This window comes from Blastococcus sp. LR1, from assembly GCF_020166105.1.
Lineage (GTDB): Bacteria > Actinomycetota > Actinomycetes > Mycobacteriales > Geodermatophilaceae > Blastococcus.
The window spans coordinates 645,696-665,971 of sequence record NZ_JAIUJY010000001.1 but is presented as its reverse complement, the minus strand read 5'-3'; the positions used below and the strand labels follow the sequence as shown (position 1 = coordinate 665,971).

Annotated in this window: 20 protein-coding genes, 1 tRNA gene and 1 pseudogene; 10 read left to right on the top strand and 12 right to left on the bottom strand. The window is 69.2% G+C overall.

The window, feature by feature from the left end:
* Positions 1–98 precede the first annotated feature (98 nt).
* The gene (locus tag LBW97_RS03280; RefSeq protein WP_224497966.1) at positions 99–890 is read left to right on the top strand and encodes an SDR family NAD(P)-dependent oxidoreductase; all 792 of its coding nucleotides are present in this window, start codon (positions 99–101) and stop codon (positions 888–890) included.
* 528 nt (positions 891–1,418) lie between these two features.
* Here LBW97_RS03280 and LBW97_RS03275 read toward each other — a convergent pair.
* The 8 genes from LBW97_RS03275 to LBW97_RS03240 form a co-directional block, all read right to left on the bottom strand.
* Entirely contained in the window at positions 1,419–1,841 is a 423-nt protein-coding gene (locus LBW97_RS03275; protein WP_224497965.1) for a hypothetical protein, read from the bottom strand.
* Positions 1,842–2,413: 572 nt separating this feature from the next.
* A complete protein-coding gene (gene xerC / locus LBW97_RS03270; protein ID WP_224497964.1) occupies positions 2,414–3,574 on the bottom strand; it encodes a tyrosine-type recombinase/integrase in 1,161 nt (386 codons plus the stop codon).
* Positions 3,575–3,844: 270 nt separating this feature from the next.
* Complete coding sequence (locus tag LBW97_RS03265) at positions 3,845–4,063, bottom strand: excisionase family DNA-binding protein (protein ID WP_224497963.1); 219 nt, start codon at positions 4,061–4,063, stop codon at positions 3,845–3,847.
* Positions 4,064–6,519: 2,456 nt separating this feature from the next.
* Positions 6,520–7,002 carry a hypothetical protein gene (locus LBW97_RS03260; RefSeq protein ID WP_224497962.1) on the bottom strand — a complete coding sequence of 161 codons (483 nt, stop codon included), beginning with the start codon at positions 7,000–7,002 and terminating at the stop codon, positions 6,520–6,522.
* A 404-nt stretch (positions 7,003–7,406) separates the two neighbouring features.
* Positions 7,407–7,580 carry a hypothetical protein gene (locus LBW97_RS03255; protein WP_224497961.1) on the bottom strand — a complete coding sequence of 58 codons (174 nt, stop codon included), beginning with the start codon at positions 7,578–7,580 and terminating at the stop codon, positions 7,407–7,409.
* Positions 7,581–7,601: 21 nt separating this feature from the next.
* Positions 7,602–7,865: a hypothetical protein gene (locus LBW97_RS03250; protein WP_224497960.1), complete on the bottom strand. Its 264-nt coding sequence runs from the start codon at positions 7,863–7,865 to the stop codon at positions 7,602–7,604.
* Positions 7,866–8,667: 802 nt separating this feature from the next.
* Complete coding sequence (locus LBW97_RS03245) at positions 8,668–9,291, bottom strand: helix-turn-helix domain-containing protein (protein WP_224497959.1); 624 nt, start codon at positions 9,289–9,291, stop codon at positions 8,668–8,670.
* A 375-nt stretch (positions 9,292–9,666) separates the two neighbouring features.
* Entirely contained in the window at positions 9,667–10,197 is a 531-nt protein-coding gene (locus LBW97_RS03240; protein ID WP_224497958.1) for a hypothetical protein, read from the bottom strand.
* Positions 10,198–10,467: 270 nt separating this feature from the next.
* Here LBW97_RS03240 and LBW97_RS03235 point away from each other — a divergent pair, with 270 nt between their 5' ends.
* From LBW97_RS03235 to LBW97_RS03225, 3 genes and pseudogenes are all read left to right on the top strand, one after another.
* Complete coding sequence (locus tag LBW97_RS03235; protein WP_224497957.1) at positions 10,468–11,643, top strand: hypothetical protein; 1,176 nt, start codon at positions 10,468–10,470, stop codon at positions 11,641–11,643.
* Positions 11,580–11,912, top strand: a pseudogene (locus tag LBW97_RS20575) (hypothetical protein); the annotation flags it as partial. The gene LBW97_RS03235 and the pseudogene LBW97_RS20575, both read left to right, overlap by 64 nt.
* Before the next feature lie 71 nt (positions 11,913–11,983).
* Positions 11,984–12,664 (top strand): site-specific integrase, encoded by a 681-nt coding sequence (locus LBW97_RS03225; RefSeq protein ID WP_224497956.1) that lies wholly within the window; start codon positions 11,984–11,986, stop codon positions 12,662–12,664.
* Between the two features lie 55 nt (positions 12,665–12,719).
* On the opposite strand, the gene LBW97_RS03220 is transcribed toward LBW97_RS03225, so the two are convergent.
* From LBW97_RS03220 to LBW97_RS03210, 3 genes are all read right to left on the bottom strand, one after another.
* The gene (locus tag LBW97_RS03220) at positions 12,720–13,919 is read right to left on the bottom strand and encodes an ImmA/IrrE family metallo-endopeptidase (protein WP_224497955.1); all 1,200 of its coding nucleotides are present in this window, start codon (positions 13,917–13,919) and stop codon (positions 12,720–12,722) included.
* Complete coding sequence (locus tag LBW97_RS03215) at positions 13,916–14,662, bottom strand: hypothetical protein (RefSeq protein WP_224497954.1); 747 nt, start codon at positions 14,660–14,662, stop codon at positions 13,916–13,918. The genes LBW97_RS03220 and LBW97_RS03215 overlap by 4 nt, the downstream gene beginning before the upstream one ends.
* Positions 14,663–14,901: 239 nt before the next feature.
* Entirely contained in the window at positions 14,902–15,096 is a 195-nt protein-coding gene (locus tag LBW97_RS03210) for a hypothetical protein (RefSeq protein ID WP_224497953.1), read from the bottom strand.
* 29 nt (positions 15,097–15,125) lie between these two features.
* Between LBW97_RS03210 and LBW97_RS03205 the strand changes: the two genes are divergently transcribed.
* Together LBW97_RS03205 and LBW97_RS03200 are read left to right on the top strand one after the other, a co-directional pair.
* The gene (locus LBW97_RS03205; RefSeq protein ID WP_224498240.1) at positions 15,126–15,518 is read left to right on the top strand and encodes a type ISP restriction/modification enzyme; all 393 of its coding nucleotides are present in this window, start codon (positions 15,126–15,128) and stop codon (positions 15,516–15,518) included.
* Positions 15,519–15,689, top strand: coding sequence for a hypothetical protein (locus LBW97_RS03200; RefSeq protein WP_224497952.1), 171 nt, complete (start codon positions 15,519–15,521; stop codon positions 15,687–15,689).
* A 307-nt stretch (positions 15,690–15,996) separates the two neighbouring features.
* Here LBW97_RS03200 and LBW97_RS03195 read toward each other — a convergent pair.
* Positions 15,997–16,070 (bottom strand) — tRNA-Gly (locus LBW97_RS03195).
* 87 nt (positions 16,071–16,157) lie between these two features.
* Between LBW97_RS03195 and LBW97_RS03190 the strand changes: the two genes are divergently transcribed.
* The 4 genes from LBW97_RS03190 (at position 16,158) to LBW97_RS03175 (ending at position 20,215) form a co-directional block, all read left to right on the top strand.
* The gene (locus LBW97_RS03190; RefSeq protein ID WP_224497951.1) at positions 16,158–17,345 is read left to right on the top strand and encodes a histidine kinase; all 1,188 of its coding nucleotides are present in this window, start codon (positions 16,158–16,160) and stop codon (positions 17,343–17,345) included.
* Positions 17,342–18,004, top strand: coding sequence for a response regulator transcription factor (locus LBW97_RS03185; protein WP_224497950.1), 663 nt, complete (start codon positions 17,342–17,344; stop codon positions 18,002–18,004). Before LBW97_RS03190 ends, LBW97_RS03185 begins: the two co-directional genes overlap by 4 nt.
* 79 nt (positions 18,005–18,083) lie before the next feature.
* Entirely contained in the window at positions 18,084–18,764 is a 681-nt protein-coding gene (locus LBW97_RS03180) for a DUF2306 domain-containing protein (RefSeq protein WP_224497949.1), read from the top strand.
* The gene (locus LBW97_RS03175) at positions 18,761–20,215 is read left to right on the top strand and encodes an amidase (protein ID WP_224497948.1); all 1,455 of its coding nucleotides are present in this window, start codon (positions 18,761–18,763) and stop codon (positions 20,213–20,215) included. The genes LBW97_RS03180 and LBW97_RS03175 overlap by 4 nt, the downstream gene beginning before the upstream one ends.
* Positions 20,216–20,276: the final 61 nt, after the last annotated feature.

The following is a 20,276-nucleotide window of genomic DNA, read 5'->3' as shown; positions in this document are numbered from 1 at the left end:
GGGTGCAGGACATGCACGCAGGCTAGGTCAGTTGCTCAGGCAAGTCACGTGTACGTTCGCTTGCTCAAGCAAGTCATCACGGGTGAGGGTGGACGGACATGGATCTGCGGTTGACCGGCAAGCGGGCGTTCATCAGCGGCTCGACGCAAGGCATCGGCTACGCCGTTGCGCGGGCGCTCGCGGCCGAGGGCGCGGCCGTGGTCCTCCACGGCCGCACGCCCGACGGCGTCCAGGCCGCCGTCCGACGTCTGCGCGAGGAGGAGCACGGAACCGAGGTGTCGGGGATCGCCGGTAACGTCGCGGACGACGACGAGCTCGGCCGCCTGCTCGAGGCGGTCGGTGACGTCGACGTCCTGGTGAACAACGTCGGGGTCTTCGAGGTCAGGCCCTTCGCGGCCCTAACGGACGCGGACTGGCGGCGCGTCCTCGACGTCAACCTGATGAGCGCCGTGCGGCTGTCGCGACAGCTGATGCCGGGCATGCTCGAGCGGGGGTGGGGGCGCATCGTCATGGTGAGCAGCGAATCCGGGGTCGACGTCCCGGCGGACATGATCCACTACGGGGTGAGCAAGGCTGCGGTGCTCGCGCTGAGCAACGGTCTCGCCAAGCTCACGCGGGGGACCGGGGTCACGGTCAACACGGTCCTGGGCGGCCCTACCTACAGCGACGGCGTCGCGTCCGCCGTCCGCCACGTCGCTGACGTGCAGGGGCTGTCCGAGGAGGACATGAAGGCCGCCATCGCCGCGAGCAACACCAGCTCGCTCGTGCAGCGCTTCCTCGAGCCTGCCGAGCTGGCGAGCCTGGTCACCTACCTCGCCAGCCCGCTCTCCTCGGCCACCAACGGCGCCGCGCTGCGCGCGGACGGTGGCCGCCTGGTCCAGGTGCTCTGACCACCTTCCGGCGCTGAACTCCGATAGTGCACGTCAAGGCCGTCGAATGAATCGGTGGCACTGGAGGCGTACATTCGATTCAGATGGGCCTTTACCGACTGCGCCGCGCGCTGGACGGGGGTCCGGTGGCGTTTTTCGGCGCAACTACTGACGCCGACGCCGTGAAACATGCCCGGGACCTGCGAGCATCCCGCGCGCATCTCAGCCGACACGTCGATCTGTCGTTGGAGCGCCAGGTCGACGGACATTGGGTAGCGGTAGCCGACGACCCGCGTTAGCTCCGCGCTGCGGCTCACGGCGCCGAGGCATACCGCAGCTGCCATGCACCGCAAACGACCAGGTGCTACGCATGCAAGTCGAGTACAGGCAGCTGCACGTTCAGGGGCGGCGAAGTCCGTGCTGAGGTCCGCGTCGTCTCCTTAAGATGCCGTGCGGTCGGCGGAGCGGCGAGCACGTGCGTGGCAAGGCTTAGTCGCACGACGCCGTCAAGGAGCGACAGGGTCACTGCTAACTGAATGCACCTATTCGCTAAGACCGTTGCGTTGACCAGGGGCGAACCGCCAGCGGAAGGCTGAGCAACGTTGGGGTTCGAGAGGGGTTGACCGACACCTCGACCGCATGCAGCCCGGTAGAGGTAACGGTCATCTCAAGGTTGATTGGCAAGGTGAGCGCGACCGGACGCACGGACTCGTCGTTCTCGCCTTCGATGAAAGCGTGAGATCCTGTGGGCCGGGCTTGACCGTCGGGATAGCGAAGTGCGACATCGATTCTGGCCGACTCGAGCGGGGTGAAAGGCTCGCGGTCAGTACGCGCGATGGTCACGATCACGGTCATCCGACCCGTCGTCGGAAGGTGCACGTGCACGGCGTGGATGCCAGCGCCCCGGAGATCAAAGTCCACAGCATGTTCGGTGTAACCGTGGCACAGCAGGGCGGAAAGCACTTCGTACACGCGCGCGCCTCCGTTGGCCGTCGCTACTAGCTGGGAACCGGGTCGTACCCACCGTCGACTTGGCAGTCTGATGGTTCGATGGGGTCGTCACGAGCATGGGTCCGCGACCACCGGGCGCAGTCTGGCTGTCAGGCAGCGCATGGTGATGATTTTCGAATTGCTAGGCGTGTCCCGCAGCCGCCGGCTCGAGCGCTCGCTTGCCCGGCCCCTGGCCGAGCAGCGTGCTGGGGTGGTCTGCGACCGCGTGGAAGTGTCGCGCAGACGAGGCGCACCCTCCGCAGGATGTCCTGTGGGTCAGTTCATGTGCAGGCCGCCGTTGACGCTGAGCATCTGACGGCGATGAAGCCCTCGTCCGGGTAGGCGAGGAAGAACACCGGCTCGGCAGCGTGTTGGTCGCGCTTGAGCGCCCGGCCATGCAGTTGGGACTTCAAGAGCTCGGAGGGAGGAGCTCTTCGCGACCGGGCCGGTGAGCGTGAGGCCGGGGGGTGCCTCGGGACCGGCCGTCGCGCGTGGAGCCGTCTGACGTGCTGGTCCTGGGTCGACCAGGGTCGAGCTACTCGCGGACCGCCGTGTCAAGTTGCGTCCGCATCTGCCGATGACGACTGGGTTGCGCTCATCGCGGCGGCGAGCGCGGCATCTCGCTCTTGCTCGGCACGCTGGTAGCGCAGGGCCGCGGCGGGGGAGGCGTGCCCTAGTCTGTGCATTAACTCCCTGGTGGTAGCGCCGTGCCGGGCGGCGACGGTGGCGCTCCAGCCGCGGAGGTCATGCAGATGGGCGCCGGCCGGGAGTCCGGCGGCCGCTGCTGCTGGACCCCACACCCGTGCGGAGAAGTTGTTGCGCCGGATCGGCCCACCCTTGGGCCCTATGAAGACCAGCCCTTGTGCGCCGGGCTGCGCGTAGGTCGCGAGGTGGTGCTCCAGGTTGTCGATGATGTGCGGCGGGATGGCCACCGTTCGGCGGCCGGCGGCCGACTTCGGCGGTCCGTAGGAGCGTTCCTGCCCGATTACGTCGACGACGGAGCTCCGGACGCTCACGGTGCCTGCCGTTAAGTCCAGGTGTACTCGGCGAAGCGCCGACAGCTCACCTATGCGGAGGCCTGTCCAGGCGGCCAGGAGGATCAGCGCTCGCCAGCGATCCTCGACGGCATCGACGAGCGCCTGGACCTGAGTAACAGTGAACATCGGTCGTTCGCTCGATCGTTCCTGTCCCGCACCACGGATGGAGCAGGGGTTTCGAGCGATGAGGTTGTCGTCGACCGCCGTGGTGCAGATGGCGCGCAGCAGTCGGTAGCACTTCGCTGCCGTGACCTGGCCAGGTCCATCAAGACCGCTGAGCTTCCCGTACCAGGCCCGGACGGTGGACGCGTCCAGCTGGCGCAGTGGCGTCGAACCCAACGCGGGGACGATGTGGTTCCTGAGCTGTGCCCGGTAGAGCTCGGCTGTGCGGGGGGCCAGCGGTCGGCCGCGGACGAGGCGGGTCTCGACCCACCGCTCGGCATAGACCTGGAGCGTCTCCTTGCCCGCCTTCGGGTCGATCCAGCGGCCCGAGTCCAACTCGGTCTGCACCTTGGCGAGCCATCGATTGCCGTCAGCCTTGGTCGCGAACGTGTGGGGTGCCGAGACCTGCTTGCCCGAGACGTCCGGGTACCGAGCCTGGTAGCGGCCTGAGGGGAGCCGGCGGACCGTGCCCCAAGCCCTTCGACCCATGACGACCTCCTTTTTTTCCGCGGACACGAGATTGCGGTGGTGCCGACTCGGGCTGTGGCGGCTGCGTCGATCGGCGGACAACCGTCCACCGGTTCCACAGGGGACTTGACTTCCTCCGGGAGCCGTGTCGCTATCCGGAGACCATGGGGATTGGCCATAGCCGGCGCCGGCGAGCTCGCTGCGCGCAGGGGTCGGTCGTCTGGCCGACGGGACGGTCGGCGCCCTAGTGGCCTAGCGAACCTGTTGGCCGGGCCGGCATCCCCCGCTGCCCGGGCCTCCCGCGCCCCGCGAGTCGGGCTAGCCCTCGCTGGCGACACGTCCAGCCTCGATGAAGTCGTCGAGGGTTGATCGCTGGAGCCTGACGTACTTGCCGAGCTTGACGTAGGTAATCCTCCGTTGTGCGATCAGCCGGCGGATGAATCGTTCTCCGGTTCCCAGGTATTCCCCGGCCTGCGCGACGGTCAGCAGCTGATCGTGCTGCTCGTGAGGCAGGCCTTGCGGGCTCGTCCTAGGCATGGACGGCGCCCGGGCGACCTCGCGGGAGCCCTTTCACCGACGGTGCACCGGAGTCACCGAACGGCTGCACCGGGGGCCGGTGAGGGGAGTGTTCGGGCTGCGGGTGAACTGGGCGCTTCATGGCCGGGAGGTTTCGGGTGCTCCATCTGGGGTCTCTTGCAGGCGCACGACCTAGAACGGTGGCCTTGAGACGACGACCCAATGGCGCCCCACAGTCAATTCTTGGATGGCGACACCGTCGAGCAGGCGGTCTCCCACGGCAGGTTCCACCCCAACGGAGCGCCCGCGTCCCTATGACCTCCGTCAGCTTGTAGATCGTGGTGCGCCGAGAGCGGAGCACTGGGGCAGCCTCCTGACGGGTAGGAAGCAGCGGACCGCCGGACGTCGGCCCCCGCAGTCGCTGCGCGCCGCCCATCTCGGCCTCCTCGTCAGTAGCCCCCGTGCGCCGGCATCTGGCGCCGGGTGCCCACCCGGAGAAGGCGCCATTTTCGGAAGTTTGGTGACATCACCGGCGGAAGTCTCGCTGCCTCCGGTTCTCTGGCAGCCCGGGCCCGTCGCCGAGGGTGACGTCTGTCGACTGCCCCGACGGTTGCCGCAGCCTCTGCAGGCCGGCGACGGCTTGGGGCAGCGTCCCGCGGGCATAGCGAATCGAGTCGGTCCGCCGGTCTTAGCGCGGGCACGGACGGCGTCGCGCTCGACGAGGTCCGCACGGCTGGAGGCTTCCAGGGACTGCTCGTTCCGATTGCGGGCGCGGGCACACCGCACGCACGAGTCGCGCTATTGCGAACGGGCCTACGACCCTCGCTGGGTTAGTCATCGATGCCGCCAGCGCCCTGGGATGTCCAGTGCACGCGTCCGGCAGGGGGCGCCGCAGCGAACGGCGCGACGTCACCCCGTCAGCGGACTTCGCAGCGAGCACCCGACTGGCTACGGAGGCGCGTCCTCACCTGAGCGCTTCGCCCGGCCATCTCGACGGTCGAACCGGAGAAGACCACGACCTGACACACCTCATGCATCAAGGACTATGCAATCCATCCTGACGAGTAGACGGCGACGCGGGGTGACAGGGGTGCGGTCGCCCGGCGATCGGCAAGTCGTGCGGGGTGACACCGGGACAAGGGTTGCCGATCACTTCTCCGCGCAGGGTCGCCGAGCCATCACAGCCAGGAGCCCGACAGGTCTATGCCCGGGAGGACCAAGGAGCGCGTCGCTAAAGTCGACTAGGAGCGCGCGGATTGCGTGGAGCCCGTCGAGTTGCCCGGGAACCGAGGCGTTCGCAGCCATCCGCAGCCCGGCGGGGGTGACGTCAAGAAGGCTCTAGCTGTTGACCACGCCGGCCGCGGTGGCTGGAGCGGCGGAGCACCACCTCGGAATAGGACTTCGGCTGCGTGGGACGCGCCGATCGCGGTCCTGGGTATAAGCGTCGAAACGGCGTGCACAGCCGCGACCCGGCGGCGCCCCGCGAGGCTCGCGAGAAGGGCTCGTGGCTGCTGTCGTGCTCAACGGGCAAGCGACTCCGTCCGGAGGGCGGACGAAGCCGGAACAGACCGTCACTCAGTGAACCGAGGATGCGCGGCTCGCCGACAGTCCAGCGGGGCTTCACGTTCCGGCCCCGGGCCCGGCGGCGCGCCGACCTTCTCACCGAGTCACCAGCACCGCCTGAGGACAGGTATCGACAAGGCGCTCGGACCGGATCATCCTTGAGGTGTGGTTGACAGGCGCGTGCCGAGCCCCGTGCAAAGGGAGGTCACGTGGTACTGCCCCGACCGTGACTGCGAGTACCAGGTTGAGTCAATTGATCAGCCGGAGCCGTGCCCCGATCACCCCTTCGATAAGATGACGCGAAATAAGGCCTGAGCTTTACGCGCTCGGAGCCCCCTGCGCTTACGCTGCCGTTGAGCTGTTGTACCTGGAAATAGTTAGCAGGGTGGCGCCGTACGCCCGGGCGCTCGCGACCGCGGCTCGGTACAGGAAGAGTGCTCCTACCGTGCACAGAACGACGGCGGCTACTGCGTACTCCCAGTGATCGGCCCAAAATCGGGCAACTGCCACCATCCCGGTAAAAAGTAGAATGAAGACCATTGAGCAGTAGAGATCCAGCCTGCTGCGTTGCTCATCATGGCTGAGCCGTAGGGTAAATGGCAGTTTGTCGAAAAGTCATCAACAAGGCTTTCCACCTCCTCCCTGCCAGTCAAGTCTTCGTGATGACGTAGTACATTGCCTAGTCGAGTAGGCATGACATGGGCTATCTTGGGATAGTCCCTGAGCCGCTTCTGTACGCTGACACGGCGCCGAAGCAACTCGGGCGACGCGTAGTCTTTCCAGTCGGTGTGTTCGACGCGCGACTTCCCGTCGTCGTTCAGCGAAGCGCCCCGTCTGAGCGCTAGCGCCTTGGCCTTGAGTGCTGCGATGGTATTTGGGGTCAGAGGTGCCGGCTTCCCGCGATTGAGCAAGTCTTACTGAATCTCTGTGATTCGGGCTTCAGCCGGCAACCACGCCCGCTTGTTCAGCTCCAGGAGCATTCCGTCCAGCCGCCTTCGTCTCCTACGAAAGCGCTCACACCTCCAACCGGCGACGGCCTCAGCAAGGCGGCTAGTGCCCCAATAGCCTTCTAGGATGCGGATCGCCTCGAAAGAGAAGGCTTGTGTCAACATGGTGAGGACGATGATCACTACCACTAGAAGAATCAACGCGCCGATGCTCATCTTGCCTAATGTCTGGAACGTCTGCGAGATCGCGCTACCAGGGCTTAGTGAACGCTCGGCGCCGTCCAAAACAGACCCAAGTTGAAACATGAACGCAAACAGCAGCGTCAAGGCTGCTGAGGGTAGCCATGCGCTCAATGCCAGTTGATTCAAGATGCGCGCCAGGAGCTGCGAAAGCGTCTCCGTTGCCGAACTCGCAGCCTGGGAGGCTGCACCCTTCGGGTCTTCCGCCATCCCGGCAGTTTGGCGCTGCAGTGGAGCCGGTGCGGGGAGGCGCGGGTTGTTCGCGTGCCGCCCTAACGCCTGACGACGCCTTCCGTGTAACGGGTGACAATCTGAGCACGCTCCGCATACCAAGATCACCGCTAGCCCGCTTTGTCAGCAGGCTTACGCCAATTCGCCTGATGGACCGAACCGTCCCTGAGTGGGCCGCTCAGGGACAGTGGGCCGGCCTATAAGGCACCAGTCCCGCCGACAGCTAATGCGGGCGGCCCTCATCCGTCGGCGTCCCGAAGACTCTGCAGGCAGCACAGCGTCACCGGGCGCGGCAGGTCCGAGACGATGACAGCAGCGGGGCCAGCGCCCAGCACGGTGAAGGTGCCGTCGCCACTCATCGTCTCAGCACGCGCTAGGAGGACTCAGTCCAGCTTGGGGTGGCGACGTGAGCTTCGCTCGACCTGCACCTGGAGCCACTCGGCGGCCTTCTCGACCGTGCGATCGGTCCAGGCGCTCACGGCGACGGGCATGACGAACGCTTCGGCCTCGATGTCCGTGATGTCGAGGAGATCGTGGCCGTTAAGCTCGAGGAACACAACCGTGGCCAGCCAGGCGGTTCACAGGTTGCCGTCCTGAAAGCACTGCGTACTGGCAATGCCGTGCAGCAGGGCTGCAGCCTTGTCAACTCGGCGAGGGAAAGAGTCCTCGTCGCCGAAGCCCGCCTGGCAGCGGGCAACCGCGCTCTCCAGCGTCGCGCGGTCGATGACCGGGACAGCCCCGGCTGCTAGATCGTGCAGCTCGATTTTCGGTCGACGTCGAGATAGACGGTCACCCGCCGAGGCGGTGGAGCAAGCTGGCCCAGCGCGCAGAAGCGCGCTCACCGGCCGTGCGAACCTCGTCCGTTGTCGCAACCCGATCCGCGACGACGGCCTCGGCAGCGTCAGCGGCCTCCGGCGGCGTGCTCTCGGCGGCGCGACCGCGCTGGACACGATGCACCTTCTGTGGGTGCCGGTCCTTCGCGGTGACGAACCGGTGCCTGGGCGCCATGCCACGATTGTACGGCTGGTTGACCATGGTCAACCAGGCAGCGCGCCTCATACGGGTGACCCGGAGTTCGCCGCTAGAAGACGGAGGGCGGCATCAGGGACACCCAGACGCGCTCACGGCGGGGCCAGGTCGCGTCGCCCTACGGTCTGAGAGATTCTCAGCGAGGTCCTCGCTCAAGCTGGCGTCGACACGGCCAGACGGTAGGGCGCGAACTCAAGCAGGCTTTACAACTTCGGCGACGCACGTTGGACAGACGGGGTCGACCGTGCCGGTTGTTAGGTCCTCCACCTGCACGCTGCCTCGCTCGGTGGTGACGAGGCGCCCGCACAGCGACGTCGTGAACGCCCCGGGGGCGCTGTCGGGTGTCACCACGTGCCGGTCTCCCGCCGAGCCGCTACGGGCAGTCAACCAGAAGTCGTAAGCCATGGCGGGCGGTTTATCAGCCGGTGACGACATTTCCACGCCACGCGACCACCCAAGTAGGCGTCGGGCACTGCGCCAGCCGCCTGTCCCATGGAGGGCTGCAGGGGCAGTGCAAGACGTGTGACGGCCCGTGATCTTGAAGGCTCCAGTAGCACTTGGAGGGAGTGCCAGAGGGGAACGCGCGGGCGTTTCCGAGAGGACTCGACAGCTAGCTCACGGGTAGCTCACAACCATGTGCGCCGGTGGGTGCACCCGGCTTAGATTCATGTGCCCGGTTGCCTCGGACACCCGGATCCGCGCCTGGGGAAGCGTCGCCGGCCCGCGGCCGTCACCGGTCAGCACGGTGATGACGGTGAGGTCACCGCGCTTGAGATGGTCGACCTCACCCTGCAGAGACCAGCGCGGTCGGTCGACTTGCACAACCATGGAGTACTCGCCGGGCGGCAGGCCGGTCACGATGCCGTCGGCGGTCCAGGCGTCGCTGTCCATCTTGATGCTGCGGGCGATACCTATCACCTGCCCGCGCTCGTCGAGGACGGGCACAGGGAGGTCGAAGTCGATCGCGTCAGGCTCGACCAGCTGGCCGAGGTCGGAGACGACGTTCATTGGGATCAGGACGCCTTCCCAACGTAGGCCGTCGACGCCGGCGCGGTCCTCGACGGCGGCGCGAGGGATACCCCAGGTGTCGCCGACCTTCCGGCCTGTCAGGCTGCCGCGCTGGACGAGCTCGAGGGCGGACTGCCGCTTGATGCCGAGCAGCTCCGCGGCCTGCGGCACCGACACGAGCTCGGGGACTGGCTGCAGCCTGGACCGCCGGAGGAACTCCTCCTGCGGCATGGCATCGACGGCGAAGGCGGTGTGGCCCTCGGCGGTGACCAGGGCCAGGCCGGCCGAGGTGGCCTGCGGACGTTCTCGGCGGGCACGGGGAAGATCAGCTTCACCCGCCCGTCGGCTGTGCGGCCCACCGAGCCGCCGAACGGCTCGATCAGGTCCATGAGCGGGTCGACGACGGCACCGATGTCGTCGTCGCTGATCGGCAGGCGCGCGTCGAGCTCGACGTGCACGTTGTAGTTCTCAACGGCGTGCCTCCTGATGGTCGTGACTCGTGGCAGGGGTAATGTCGACGAGTCCGCCAGTACGCTCGAATGTCGGCCGAACGCATGGGGCGCTGACGATTCGTGCCGACGTCCCCATGCGCAGGTCGAGGTCCTGCTAGCTGATGACGACGACCTTTTTACCGGTGATCGTCCCAGTGAAGGCGATGGACGTGTTGTAGAACCTGTTGTTGTTGCACACCTGCTGTGTGGAGGTTCCACTGGTCCAGCAGATGCCCTGCACCGTGTGATACCTAGTGGACAGCGTGCCCCGATAAGTCCAGCTACCGTAGTAGGTTCCTGGGCTCGTGAAACCGATCTGGGCGTAGGGAATCCGACTAGGTTGCCAGCAGACGTCGTTGGAACCGCAAGGGTTGCTGATGGCGTAGGCCTCGATCGTCCCGGTCGCACGTGACTTCTTGTTCGGAATTGCAGTGACGGAGACGACAGCACCCGTATCCGAATCCAGAAGGACCTCGCTGTGGTTTGCGCCGTTGAGGGAGCCTGTTGTCACGTCGACAGTCGCGGTCGAGGCGGCACCTTCGCTCGGGCCGGCGAGCGCGCTGTTTCCTCCTGTCACAACCAGGCCGGCGACCAGAGTGCTGATGAGTAGTGCCTTCTTGGCCGCGCGGAGCACGTTCAGTTTCATGGAAATCCCTTCACCGGAGTCGGCCTCAGGGAAGGACGGCACGTTGGCGCCGCCCAGAGGTGGCCGTTGATTCGACGACCTTGGCAGTCACAGGGCGTACACGCAAGACTCCCCAGAGCCTTGCGCCGATAGTCACCGCGTGTCTTCGACCTCGGCGTGCCTCCCCAATCTGAGTGGCGTCCAGATGTGGCTCAAGATCTCGCGCCGGGCGATTCGGCAGCACATGGGATAACAAAAGGAATCCCATGCGCTGACCGCTAGGCTGCCTGCGTGCCGGTGGAGTGGAACGAACTGCGGCTGATGTGGCCGCCGGAGCTGTTCCGCCGAGAGGCCGAGGCACTCCTGCAGTCCGGGGCCCAGGACGAAGAGACCGTCGGCTGGCTGCTGGACGAGGCGTTCCACGGCGGCCGCGCCCTGCAGCTCTACCGGGAGTACGCCCAATGGGAGCGCGCCACGCAGATGGCGGCGGTCGCCGGGGCGGTGACCGCCATAGGGACCGGGGACCGGCCGGCGCCCTACGTCTCCCCACAGGCGCAGCTGTTCGACGCCATCGTGCGCGCAGCCGAGGATTTTCCCCGGTGGGAGCGCAAGAGGCTCTACTCCGAGCGGCGCAACCCGTCCGCGCCGCGCCGATGGTCGATGGCTGACCTCAAGGTCGTGGTGGTCCGCGCCCTGCGGGACATGGACGGCACCGGGTACTTCGAGGACGCCTTCGGCAGCCGCTGCCCGGACCGCTGGGACAACCCCGACGCTCGAGGGCAGCAGCTGCTCGGTGATGCCGTCGACCAGCACGACGAGCGCCTGTGGCCGCTGAGCTACGCCGCTGACGGACTGAGCAGCATCGAAGACGAGTGGGGCGATGAGCTCTTCCTCGACCTGATCGAGGCGCTGCACGACCAGGTAGCCCGACCCCGCCGTCGGTACTGGCACGGGTTCCACGCCGAGCACGACTACGACACCTTCAGCCGCTCCGCCGGCCAGGCGGTCTACCGCTGGCGAATCAACGAGCTGCTCGCCCGGTCGGAGGTGAACCTGCGGCTGGCCGGGTCCGGCCCGGACGCCGGCTACCTGGTGCAGGTGACCGGCGACCCGCGCGACGAGCTGCTGGAACAGGCTCTGACCACGCCCGATGCCACCGACCGCAGCGAGGTGCAGCACGCCGTGACGCTGTACCGGGCCCGCGGCGCGACCCGGGAGGACAAGCGAAGCGCGGTCGTCGCCCTGGCCCGGGTGCTCGAGCACCGGCGACCACTGCTCAAGGACACGCTGCCGCGCAAAGATGAAGGCGCGCTGTTCCAGATCGCCAACGAGTTCGACCTGCGGCACCGCCGTCCCGGCCAGCGCGGCGACTACGGCGAGGCGTTCCTGGACTGGCTGTTCTGGTGGTACCTGGCCACCATCGACCTCACCAACCGGCTCCTCGACGAGCAGAACGGCAGCCGGTGACCCTCCTGCCGGCCGATCCTGCAGCCGACCGGAACCCGGCCCTGCAGCTGCTCAATGACGTACGCCTGAGCGACGCCGAGGCCGCCTACGTCGCCGCCGCCCGCGCGGCCAACACAGTCCGCGGCTACCGGGCCGACTGGGCCGAGCTCAGCGCCTGGTGCGCCAACGCCGTGGTGGAGCCGCTGCCGGCCGCGCCAGCGATGATCACCGGCTACCTCACCTCCCTGACCGCCCGGGGTCTGAAGGTGGGCACGATGAGCCGGCGCCTGTCGGCGATCCGCTTCACCCATCGGCTGCGTGACCTGCCCGACCCGACCACCAACGCCCGGGTGGTCGCCGTGTGGGAGGGCATCCGCCGCACCCACGGCGCACCTTCGGCTCAGGCCGCTCCGCTCATGCGCCCGAGCTCTTCGACGTCGTCGACGCCTGCCCGATCATCCGCACCTGGCGCACCCCCGGCCGCGACGAGGAAGTCGATTTGGCCGGGGTCCGGGACCGCGCGTTGCTGCTCGTCGGCTTCGTGGGCGCGCTTCGGCGCAGCGAGCTGGCCGCGCTCACCGCCGCCGACGTGGCCGCGCACGACAACGGTCTGGTGCTGACCCTGCCCCGGTCGAAGACCAACCAGACCGGACAAACCGCCGAGCTGGTCGTCCTCCCCCGAGCCGGCAACCCGGCCCGTTGCCCGGTTGTCGCCCTGCGCCGCTGGCTGCAGCTGTCTGGTATCACCGAGGGGCTGGTCTTCCGCCCCGTGAGCAAAGGCAACACCGTCCTGCACCGCGGCCTGCATCCGGAAACGGTGAACAACCTGGTCCAGCAGGCGATCGCCCGCGGCGGCACGGACCCCACGCGGTTCAGCGCGCACAGCCTGCGGGCCGGCTTTGTTACCTACGCCCACCTGCGTGGCGCCAGCGACCGCGCCATCGCCCACCAGACCCGCCACCGGTCGCTGGCCACCATCGGCACCTATGTGCGGATCCAGCAGCCCTGGGTCGACAACGCCGCAACAGGTCTGGGTCTCTGAGCGTCGGCCCCTGCTCGAGCATTCTCGAGGTGACCCCTGCTGCCCGGCGACCGACTCACAGAACGCGCAGCTGAGGGCGGGTATCGGGTTGTCCGAGCAGCTGGCGGACCCGCGGGAGGGTGAATTTCAGCTCCTTGGCGAGGGCCGGGGTGGTGAGCCCGTGCTTCTGCGCCAGGTCGAAGGCCTTCGTGAGCAGGGTCGGCAGCTCCCCGGGGAAGCCGTGCACGTCGTTCGGCGGGAAGAGACCGAGGTTGCGCATCTGGTTGAGCCGCTGAAATGCGCGGCGGTAGGTGGCGTCGGAGATGCTGCCGACCTCATGGCAGCGGTAGATCAGGCTCTCCACGGCGACTCCCCACTCTTGGCCCAGTCGCTCGAGCAGATGAAGGTCTAGCCGGGCGGGCAGGCGAGGCACGATCGTCTCGGCTGGGGTGAGCAGCTCGGCGGCGAAGCGGTCGGCTTCCTTCTCCTGCAGCGGGTCCCCGGGGGCCGTGTCGGGGTGCAGCATCAGGTGTCCGAGCTCGTGTGCGGCGGTGAACCGATGCCGGTAGACGTCGGTGGACCGGTCGGGGGTGAGCACGATGATCGGGCGCGGCAGGTGGGAGGTGGAGAACGCGTCGATGGTCTTTGTTTCCCGCTCCGTGAAGGGCAGGAAGGTGACGATCAGCCCGTGGCGTTCCAGGGTGTGGATCAGGTGTGGGATGGGTCCATCCCCCAAGGCCCACTGCTGGCGGACCGCGGCCGCGGCTGCGGCCGGGTCACCGCTGTAGGGGCTGGGCTGAACGTCGCCCGGGGCAAAGCCCGGGAGGTCGACCGGTGGGAACTGGACCCGCTTCTCCAAGGCGTGTGCCAGTTCCCCGAGCTGTTCGGTGAACACGACTGCCTTGTGGCGGAGCGCTGCCGGAGTGGAGCGCAGGCTGCGGAAGTGGGCATGGGAAGCGTCCAGTCGCACCGCGCGTCGCCCGGCGGCGAAGAACGCCGGCGGGACGTCCAGGAGCGTGGCCAGGCGGGTGATGTGGTCAGGGCGGGGGGCGGTGACCCCGGCTTCCCATTGGCCGACCGCGGCCGCCGATACCCCGACGGCGTCGGCGATCGCCCGTTTGGTCAGCTCGGCCAGGTAGCGGGCCTGCCGCAGCCGGTAGGGGTCGAAGGCGGCGGCGATCGCCGAGAGCAGTTCCGTGCCGTCAGGAGCGCCAGGGCCAAGGTCGCCAGGGCCGGGCTCGCCGTCGGGGAGGGAGAACAGGTGCGGGGGGTTCACGGCCGAGCCTCATCACCCGTGTCGCCCTGTGCGTCCTTGCCGGTGTCCTCGCCGGGCTCGGTGGTCGGCTCGCCGGCCAGGGGGTGTCGGGGCTGCAGGTCGAACCCGGTGTTCAGGGGTGCGTCGTCGAACCGGGGGCCGCGGTTGGCCGGGTCGGCGCCGCCGGTACCGGGGACGGCCCGCGGGCCTGGGGCCGCGTCGCTGCTGGGTCGGGTGGCGGCCAGCAGGTGCGTCAAGGGGTGCCAGGACGCCCAGCTGACCGTGCCGTCGTCGAGCAGGGATGCCTCGCCCCAGCCCAGCTCGAAGATGCCGGTGGAGTTGCTGGCGTAACCGATGGTGATGACCCGGGCCAGGTTGCGCAGTTGGGCCTCGACCTCCCGGCGCTCGGCGCTCTGGGCGAGCAGTTCTTCGTCGCTGACCGCGGCGTCCTCGAGGGACAGCTGGTCGTCCTCGCCGGGAGCGACGGTGAGCATGCCGCGGCGGATGGTGGAGGCGCGCGCGAGGGGCAGCTGGGCGTTGTCGTGCCGCACTCGCTGGTCGGAGGAGAACCGCCAAGGGAACAGGATGGTGTTGCCGGCATCGAGCCGGACCAGGTCGAACGCGGCGCCGGCGGGGTGGATGAGGTCCATTCCGGGGATGTCGGCGTCGCGCAGGTGGTCGACCAGGCACTCGTACTGGCGGTTCTTCAGCGTGTGCCCGTAGGGGTCCTGGCGGGTGGTGCCGCTGACGAACTGTGCCGCCACGGAGTCATCGTGGGCGTGCCGGATAGCTGCCACGACGGCGCCCTGCACGGCCGGGGCCGAAGAATTAAACAGCTCATGGGCCCACGCGGAGACAGTCACTGCCACACTCCAGCTTCAGCCGACTCCCCTACGGACCCGGTCAGCTTCAGTTTTGCACAGATGATGCGCACGAGGCTATTGCCATGGGGCGTGTTGCGGTGACCGGGGCGCCGATCGAAGCGAGACGAGACAACCAGGAGCTAGCGCGCTGGGTAGACCACTGCGTCCTGCTCAAATTGGTCGAGGTCGAGCTTGTAGACGTTGCGCAGTCGAAGGGGTGCAAAGGGGTCCGGGTCCAGGTTGCGCCGGAGGTTCTTCACCAGTCCGGCGTCGGCAAGTTCCCGTACCCCCGCGCTGCGAGTGTCTTCGGACAGGTCGTAGCGGCGCTTGGCCATCCCCGGGCTGAACCACAGCTCCTTAGCTCCTGCACTCGCCGGAGTACCGGGAGACCTATGCCGCGGACCTGAAGAAGATGTTGCCCCGCATCCCCTTCGCGGCCAACTTTCGCGCCTTCGCCGACGCGGGCAAGCGGCTGGCCGAGCTGCACCTGGGGTACGAGTCCGTCGAGCCGTACCCGCTGGAGGGCCGCGACGTCTCCGGTCCCGGTGGCGAGGCGGACTACGCATTCTTCGCCGTCCGGGACAAGAAGATGAGCTTCGGCAGGCCCACTCCGGAGCAGAAGGCCGAAGGAGCGCGCGGCGACAAGTCGGTTATCCACTACAACGACCGGATCACCCTCCGCGGCGTCCCGGCCGAGGCGTACCGCTACAAGTTGGGCAGCCGCTCGGCCATCGAGTGGATCATCGACCGCTACTAAATGGAGACCGACAAGGCTTCGGGCATTGTCAGCGACCCCAACGACTGGTCCCGCGAAGTGGGCGATCCGCGCTACATTCTTGACCTGCTGGCAGGCATCGTCACCGTCTCCTTGGAGACGATTAGGTCGGTGGACTCCCTGCCCGCGCTTGATGTCCGCCACGACACGTGAACGACACGGGACGGTCAGGCCGCGATCACGGTGCGCCGGCCGCTCCCGATGCGTGACAGGCCAGCCACGAGATGACACTTGGCGGTCCATACGCAGCGTGGCTGGTGGGTTGGCGGCCCGTGCCCCTGCAGCTGCACGAAGCTGCACGACGTCGAGGTCATTCACAGCCGGGGCGTGCCTTATCCGTGCCTTAAGCATCGGCCAGAGCCGGTGATCAGCGGTCAGCAGGGGGCAGCACCGTTAAGGCACGGGAGCGGCGCAAGGCCGCGCTGAGCTGCGCAGACGGACATACAGGCTGGTCAGTACGTGGAGCGGGTGACCGGGATCGAACCGGCATGGCCAGCTTGGAAGGCTGGGGCTCTACCATTGAGCTACACCCGCGGAACGCCCCGCCTGCCGATGGAGATCGGCAGGCCGGAGTTCGCGTCGAGGGTAGCGCCTCCCGGGAACGCCGAGTCCGCCGCGTCGGTGACCGCACTCGGCAAGTCGTACTTACGGCTGATCACCTGCGCCGTTCCGGCTCGTACGGTGACCGGCGTGCATGCGCTGCTGCGCTCGGTGTGGTCCGAGCCCCGGCCACCGGACCCGCCGTCGCGCGCCTGGTGGGACGTGGCCCTGGTCGCCCTGGCCCCGGCCGCCGCGGTGCTGGAAGGCGTGCTCCGCGTCGACCTGCCCTTCTCCTGGCTGCAGGTCGCCGTCCTCTGCGCGCTCGTGCCGCTGCTGCTCTGGCGCCGGACGCACCCACTGCTCGTCCTCGTCGGCTGGTTCCTCGCGCTGGACGTGCTCGCGGTCGTCACCGGCGACGAGAACGGTCTGTACTCGGCCGTCGTCGGCCTCGTGCTGCCCTATGCCGTCGTCCGCTGGGGGTCCGGGCGCGAGGCACTCGGCGGGCTGGCGTTCCTCCTCGTCAGCGCAGTCGTGTCGATGCTCGCGGGCACGACATCCACGGGGGACGCCATCGGTGGGTCCGCCATCCTGCTCACGGCCCTGGCGCTGGGGTCGGCTGCCCGCTCACGTGCGAGGGCCCGGGCGCGCGAGCTCGACCAGGTCGCGGCGCGGGAGCGCGAGGGCCTGGCCCGCGACCTGCACGACACCGTCGCCCACCACGTCTCGGCGATCGCCATCCGCGCGCAGGCCGGCCTGGCCACCGCGACCGCCCGCCCGGAGGCCGCGGCCGAGGCGCTGCGGCTGATCGAGGCCGAGGCGGCCAGCACGCTGGCCGAGATGCGCAGCATGGTGCGGACGCTGCGCCGCGACGACCCCGCCGAGCTCTCGCCCACCCCCGGGCTGGCCGACCTGCACCGGCTGGCGACCGCGGACGGGCCGGTCGTGGACGTCGAGGTGGTCGGTGACGCGGACGCCGTCTCTCCCTCGGTGGCTGCCGCCGGCTACCGGCTGGCGCAGGAGTCGGTCACCAACGCCCGCCGGCACGCCCGTCGCGTGACCCGCATCGAGGTGCGCGTCGTCGTCGACGAGGACTCCGTGCACCTGCGGGTCGGGGACGACGGCGACAGCGCCCGTCCGGCCCCGCCCGGCTTCGGCCTCCGCGGCATGGCCGAGCGCGCCTCCCTGCTCGGCGGCACGTTCCAGGCCGGTCCGGACGCCCACTCCGGCTGGACTGTCACCGCTGTGCTGCCCCGGCGGGGGCCGGCATGACCGTCCGGGTGGTGGTCGCCGACGACCAGGAGATCGTGCGGACCGGGCTGCGGATGATCCTCGACGCCCAGCCCGGCATCGAGGTGGTCGGCGAGGCCGCCGACGGCGAGGAGGCCGTCCAGCTCGCCCGCCGGCTGCGTCCCGACGTCTGCCTGCTCGACATCCGCATGCCCGGGACCGACGGGCTCGAGGCCACCCGCCGGCTCGCCGGGCCCGACGCCGCGGAACCGATCGCCGTCGTCGTCATCACCACGTTCGACCTGGACGAGTACGTCTACGCCGCCCTGCGTGCCGGGGCCCGGGGCTTCCTGCTCAAGGACGCCGGCCCCGATCTGCTGGCCCAGGCGGTGCACGCCGCCGCCCGGGGGGACGCCCTGATCGCTCCGAGCGTCACCGCCCGGCTGCTCGACACCTTCGCCGGCACGGCGCCGTCCCCTCCAGCGGCGCAGCCCGTCGTCCCGTTGACCGACCGGGAGGAGGAGGTCCTGGCCGCCGTGGCACGGGGCCGCTCGAACGACGAGATCGCCCGGGAGCTGCACGTCACGCTGAGCACGGTGAAGACCCACGTCGGCAGCCTCATGGCCAAGCTCGGCGTCCGGAACCGCGTGGAGCTGGCCATCTGGGCGTACGACACCCGCCGCGTGGCGCCGGGCCGGTAGCCGGCTCATACCTTGGGACGAGTGCGGGTCCGGCCTTTCGCCCGATGACCGGCGTTCTGCCGTCCCCGACGATCGCTGCATGACCGCAACAGCGCCCGGAACGTCCCGCGCCCGGTGGCTGGCGCCAGCCGCCCTCATCGTCCTGGCCCTCGTGCCGGTCGCGGCCGGTGCTGCCCGGCTGGTCGAGCTGTCCGGCGGCGCAGTGGCGCTCCCCGAGCAGCCGCGGTCGGCAGCTGCGCCCGTGCCTCTCGTGGTGCACATCCTCAGCGCGCTCGTCTTCACGGTGGTGGGCGCGTTCCAGTTCGTGCCCGGCACCCGCGGTCGGCGGCCACGCTGGCACCGGCTCACCGGTCGGATCGCCGCGCCGGCGGGTCTGGTCGCAGCGCTCAGCGGGCTCTGGCTGACCGTCGTCATCATCGGGACCGACAGCGGCCTGCTCTCGCTGTTCCGCGCGGCCGCCGGGATCGGGATGGCCGGATCGCTGGTCCTGGGCGTGGCCGCCGTCCTGCGGCGGGACCTCGCCCGGCACCGCGCCTGGATGCTGCGCGGCTACGCACTGGGCCTGGGCGCCGGGACGCAGGTGATCACGGCCGGCGTCTGGCTCGCGGTGGTGGGGGGGACCGGCTCGGCCACCGAGGCCTGGCCCATGGGTGCCGGCTGGCTGATCAACCTGGCGGTCGCCGAGTGGCTCATCCGCCGCCGGGCGGTCGTGCGTGCGCGTCGATCTCCGTCGGCGCCCGCCGCTACGGTCGGGGTGTGACCGACACCACTTGGCTGGACGCCACCGCGCAGGCAGCTCTCGTCCGGACCGGCGAGGCCACGCCGGCGGAACTCGTCGAGGCGGCGATCGAGCGCATCCAACGGGTCAACCCCCAGCTGGACGCTGTGCTGCGCGAGCGCTTCGACGCCGCCCGCGCGGAAGCCCGCGGCGAGCTCCCGGACGGCCCGTTCCGCGGGGTTCCGCTGCTGCTCAAGGACCTCGGCTGCCACGTCGCCGGCGAAGAGACCCACTACGGCACGTCGTTCCTGCGGGACGCCGGCGTCCGGTGGCCGAACGACAGCTATCTCGCGCAGCGGTTCCGGGCGGCGGGCTTCGTCGTCCTCGGCCGGACGAACGTGCCGGAGTTCGGCACCACGATCACCACGGAGCCGGCCGCGAACCCGCCGGCCCGCAACCCCTACGACACCAGCCGCTCGACCGGGGGCTCCAGCGGCGGTTCGGCAGCCGCGGTGGCCGCCGGTCTGGTCCCTCTGGCCCACGCGAACGACGGCGGGGGATCGATCCGCATCCCTGCCGCGGAGTGCGGGCTGGTCGGACTGAAGCCGACCAGGGCCCGGGTCAGCCAGGGCCCCGACGTGGGGGAGGGCTGGGCCGGCGCCACGATCGACGGCGTCCTCACCCGGTCCGTACGCGACACCGCCGCCGTCCTGGACCTCATCGCCGGGCCGATGCCCGGCGACCCCTACGCCGCTCCGCCGCTGCCGCGGCCGCTCGCGGCGGAGGTGGGTGCGCCCGTCGGCCGGCTGCGCGTCGGCCTGCTGGACGCCGCCCCGGGTGAGCAGTACCTCGACGACCCGGCCTGCCGGGAAGCGGTGGCGCAGGCCGGCCGGCTGCTGGAGGGCATCGGCTGCGATGTCGCTCCGGGAGCGCCGGAGGCCATGTTCGAGCCGCTCTTCCCGCGGTTCTTCACCACCACCATCGCGGCCGACATCGCCCTCACCCTCTCCGCCCTCGAGCGCTCGGCGCTGGGCCGGCCGGTCGAGGACTCCGAGCTCGAGCCCCGCAACGCCCTGTACCGCGCCGTCGGGCGGAAGCTCTCCGCCGAGGACTACGTCGGCGCGCGTGCATGGCTCGGGGCGTGGACCAGGCGGATGGCCGGCTGGTGGGCTACGCCCGAGCTCGGCGGGCAGGGGTTCGACCTCCTGGTGACGCCGACGATCGCCGCGCGGCCGCCCGAGCTGGGCTGGCTCACCGCGGGCGGCGACAAGGAGGAGGGACGTCGGATCAACAGCCTGATGCCCTACACCTCGCAGTTCAACGTCACCGGTCAGCCGGCGATCAGCCTGCCGCTGCACCTGACCGACGACGGTCTCCCCATCGGCGTCCAGCTCGTCGCGGCCAACGGGCGCGAAGACGTGCTGGTGAGGGTCGCGGCGGCTCTGGAGGAGGCAGCGCCGTGGGCCGGTCGCCGGCCCGGGGTCTCGGCGTGAGCAGGGCGGACGGGGACGCGCGCACGGGGCCGCTCGGCCGACGCGCCTAGACTCACGCTCG

Bases quoted from the DNA above. Each gene is read 5' to 3' on its own strand.
- LBW97_RS03280 (WP_224497966.1), top strand. From the start codon at position 99: ATGGATCTGCGGTTGACCGGCAAGCGGGCGTTCATCAGCGGCTCGACG.
- LBW97_RS03265 (WP_224497963.1), bottom strand. From the start codon at position 4,063: ATGCCTAGGACGAGCCCGCAAGGCCTGCCTCACGAGCAGCACGATCAG.
- LBW97_RS03260 (WP_224497962.1), bottom strand. From the start codon at position 7,002: ATGGCGGAAGACCCGAAGGGTGCAGCCTCCCAGGCTGCGAGTTCGGCA.
- LBW97_RS03245 (WP_224497959.1), bottom strand. From the start codon at position 9,291: ATGCCGCAGGAGGAGTTCCTCCGGCGGTCCAGGCTGCAGCCAGTCCCC.
- LBW97_RS03240 (WP_224497958.1), bottom strand. From the start codon at position 10,197: ATGAAACTGAACGTGCTCCGCGCGGCCAAGAAGGCACTACTCATCAGC.
- LBW97_RS03210 (WP_224497953.1), bottom strand. From the start codon at position 15,096: ATGGCCAAGCGCCGCTACGACCTGTCCGAAGACACTCGCAGCGCGGGG.
- LBW97_RS03200 (WP_224497952.1), top strand. From the start codon at position 15,519: ATGGAGACCGACAAGGCTTCGGGCATTGTCAGCGACCCCAACGACTGG.
- LBW97_RS03185 (WP_224497950.1), top strand. From the start codon at position 17,342: ATGACCGTCCGGGTGGTGGTCGCCGACGACCAGGAGATCGTGCGGACC.
- LBW97_RS03180 (WP_224497949.1), top strand. From the start codon at position 18,084: ATGACCGCAACAGCGCCCGGAACGTCCCGCGCCCGGTGGCTGGCGCCA.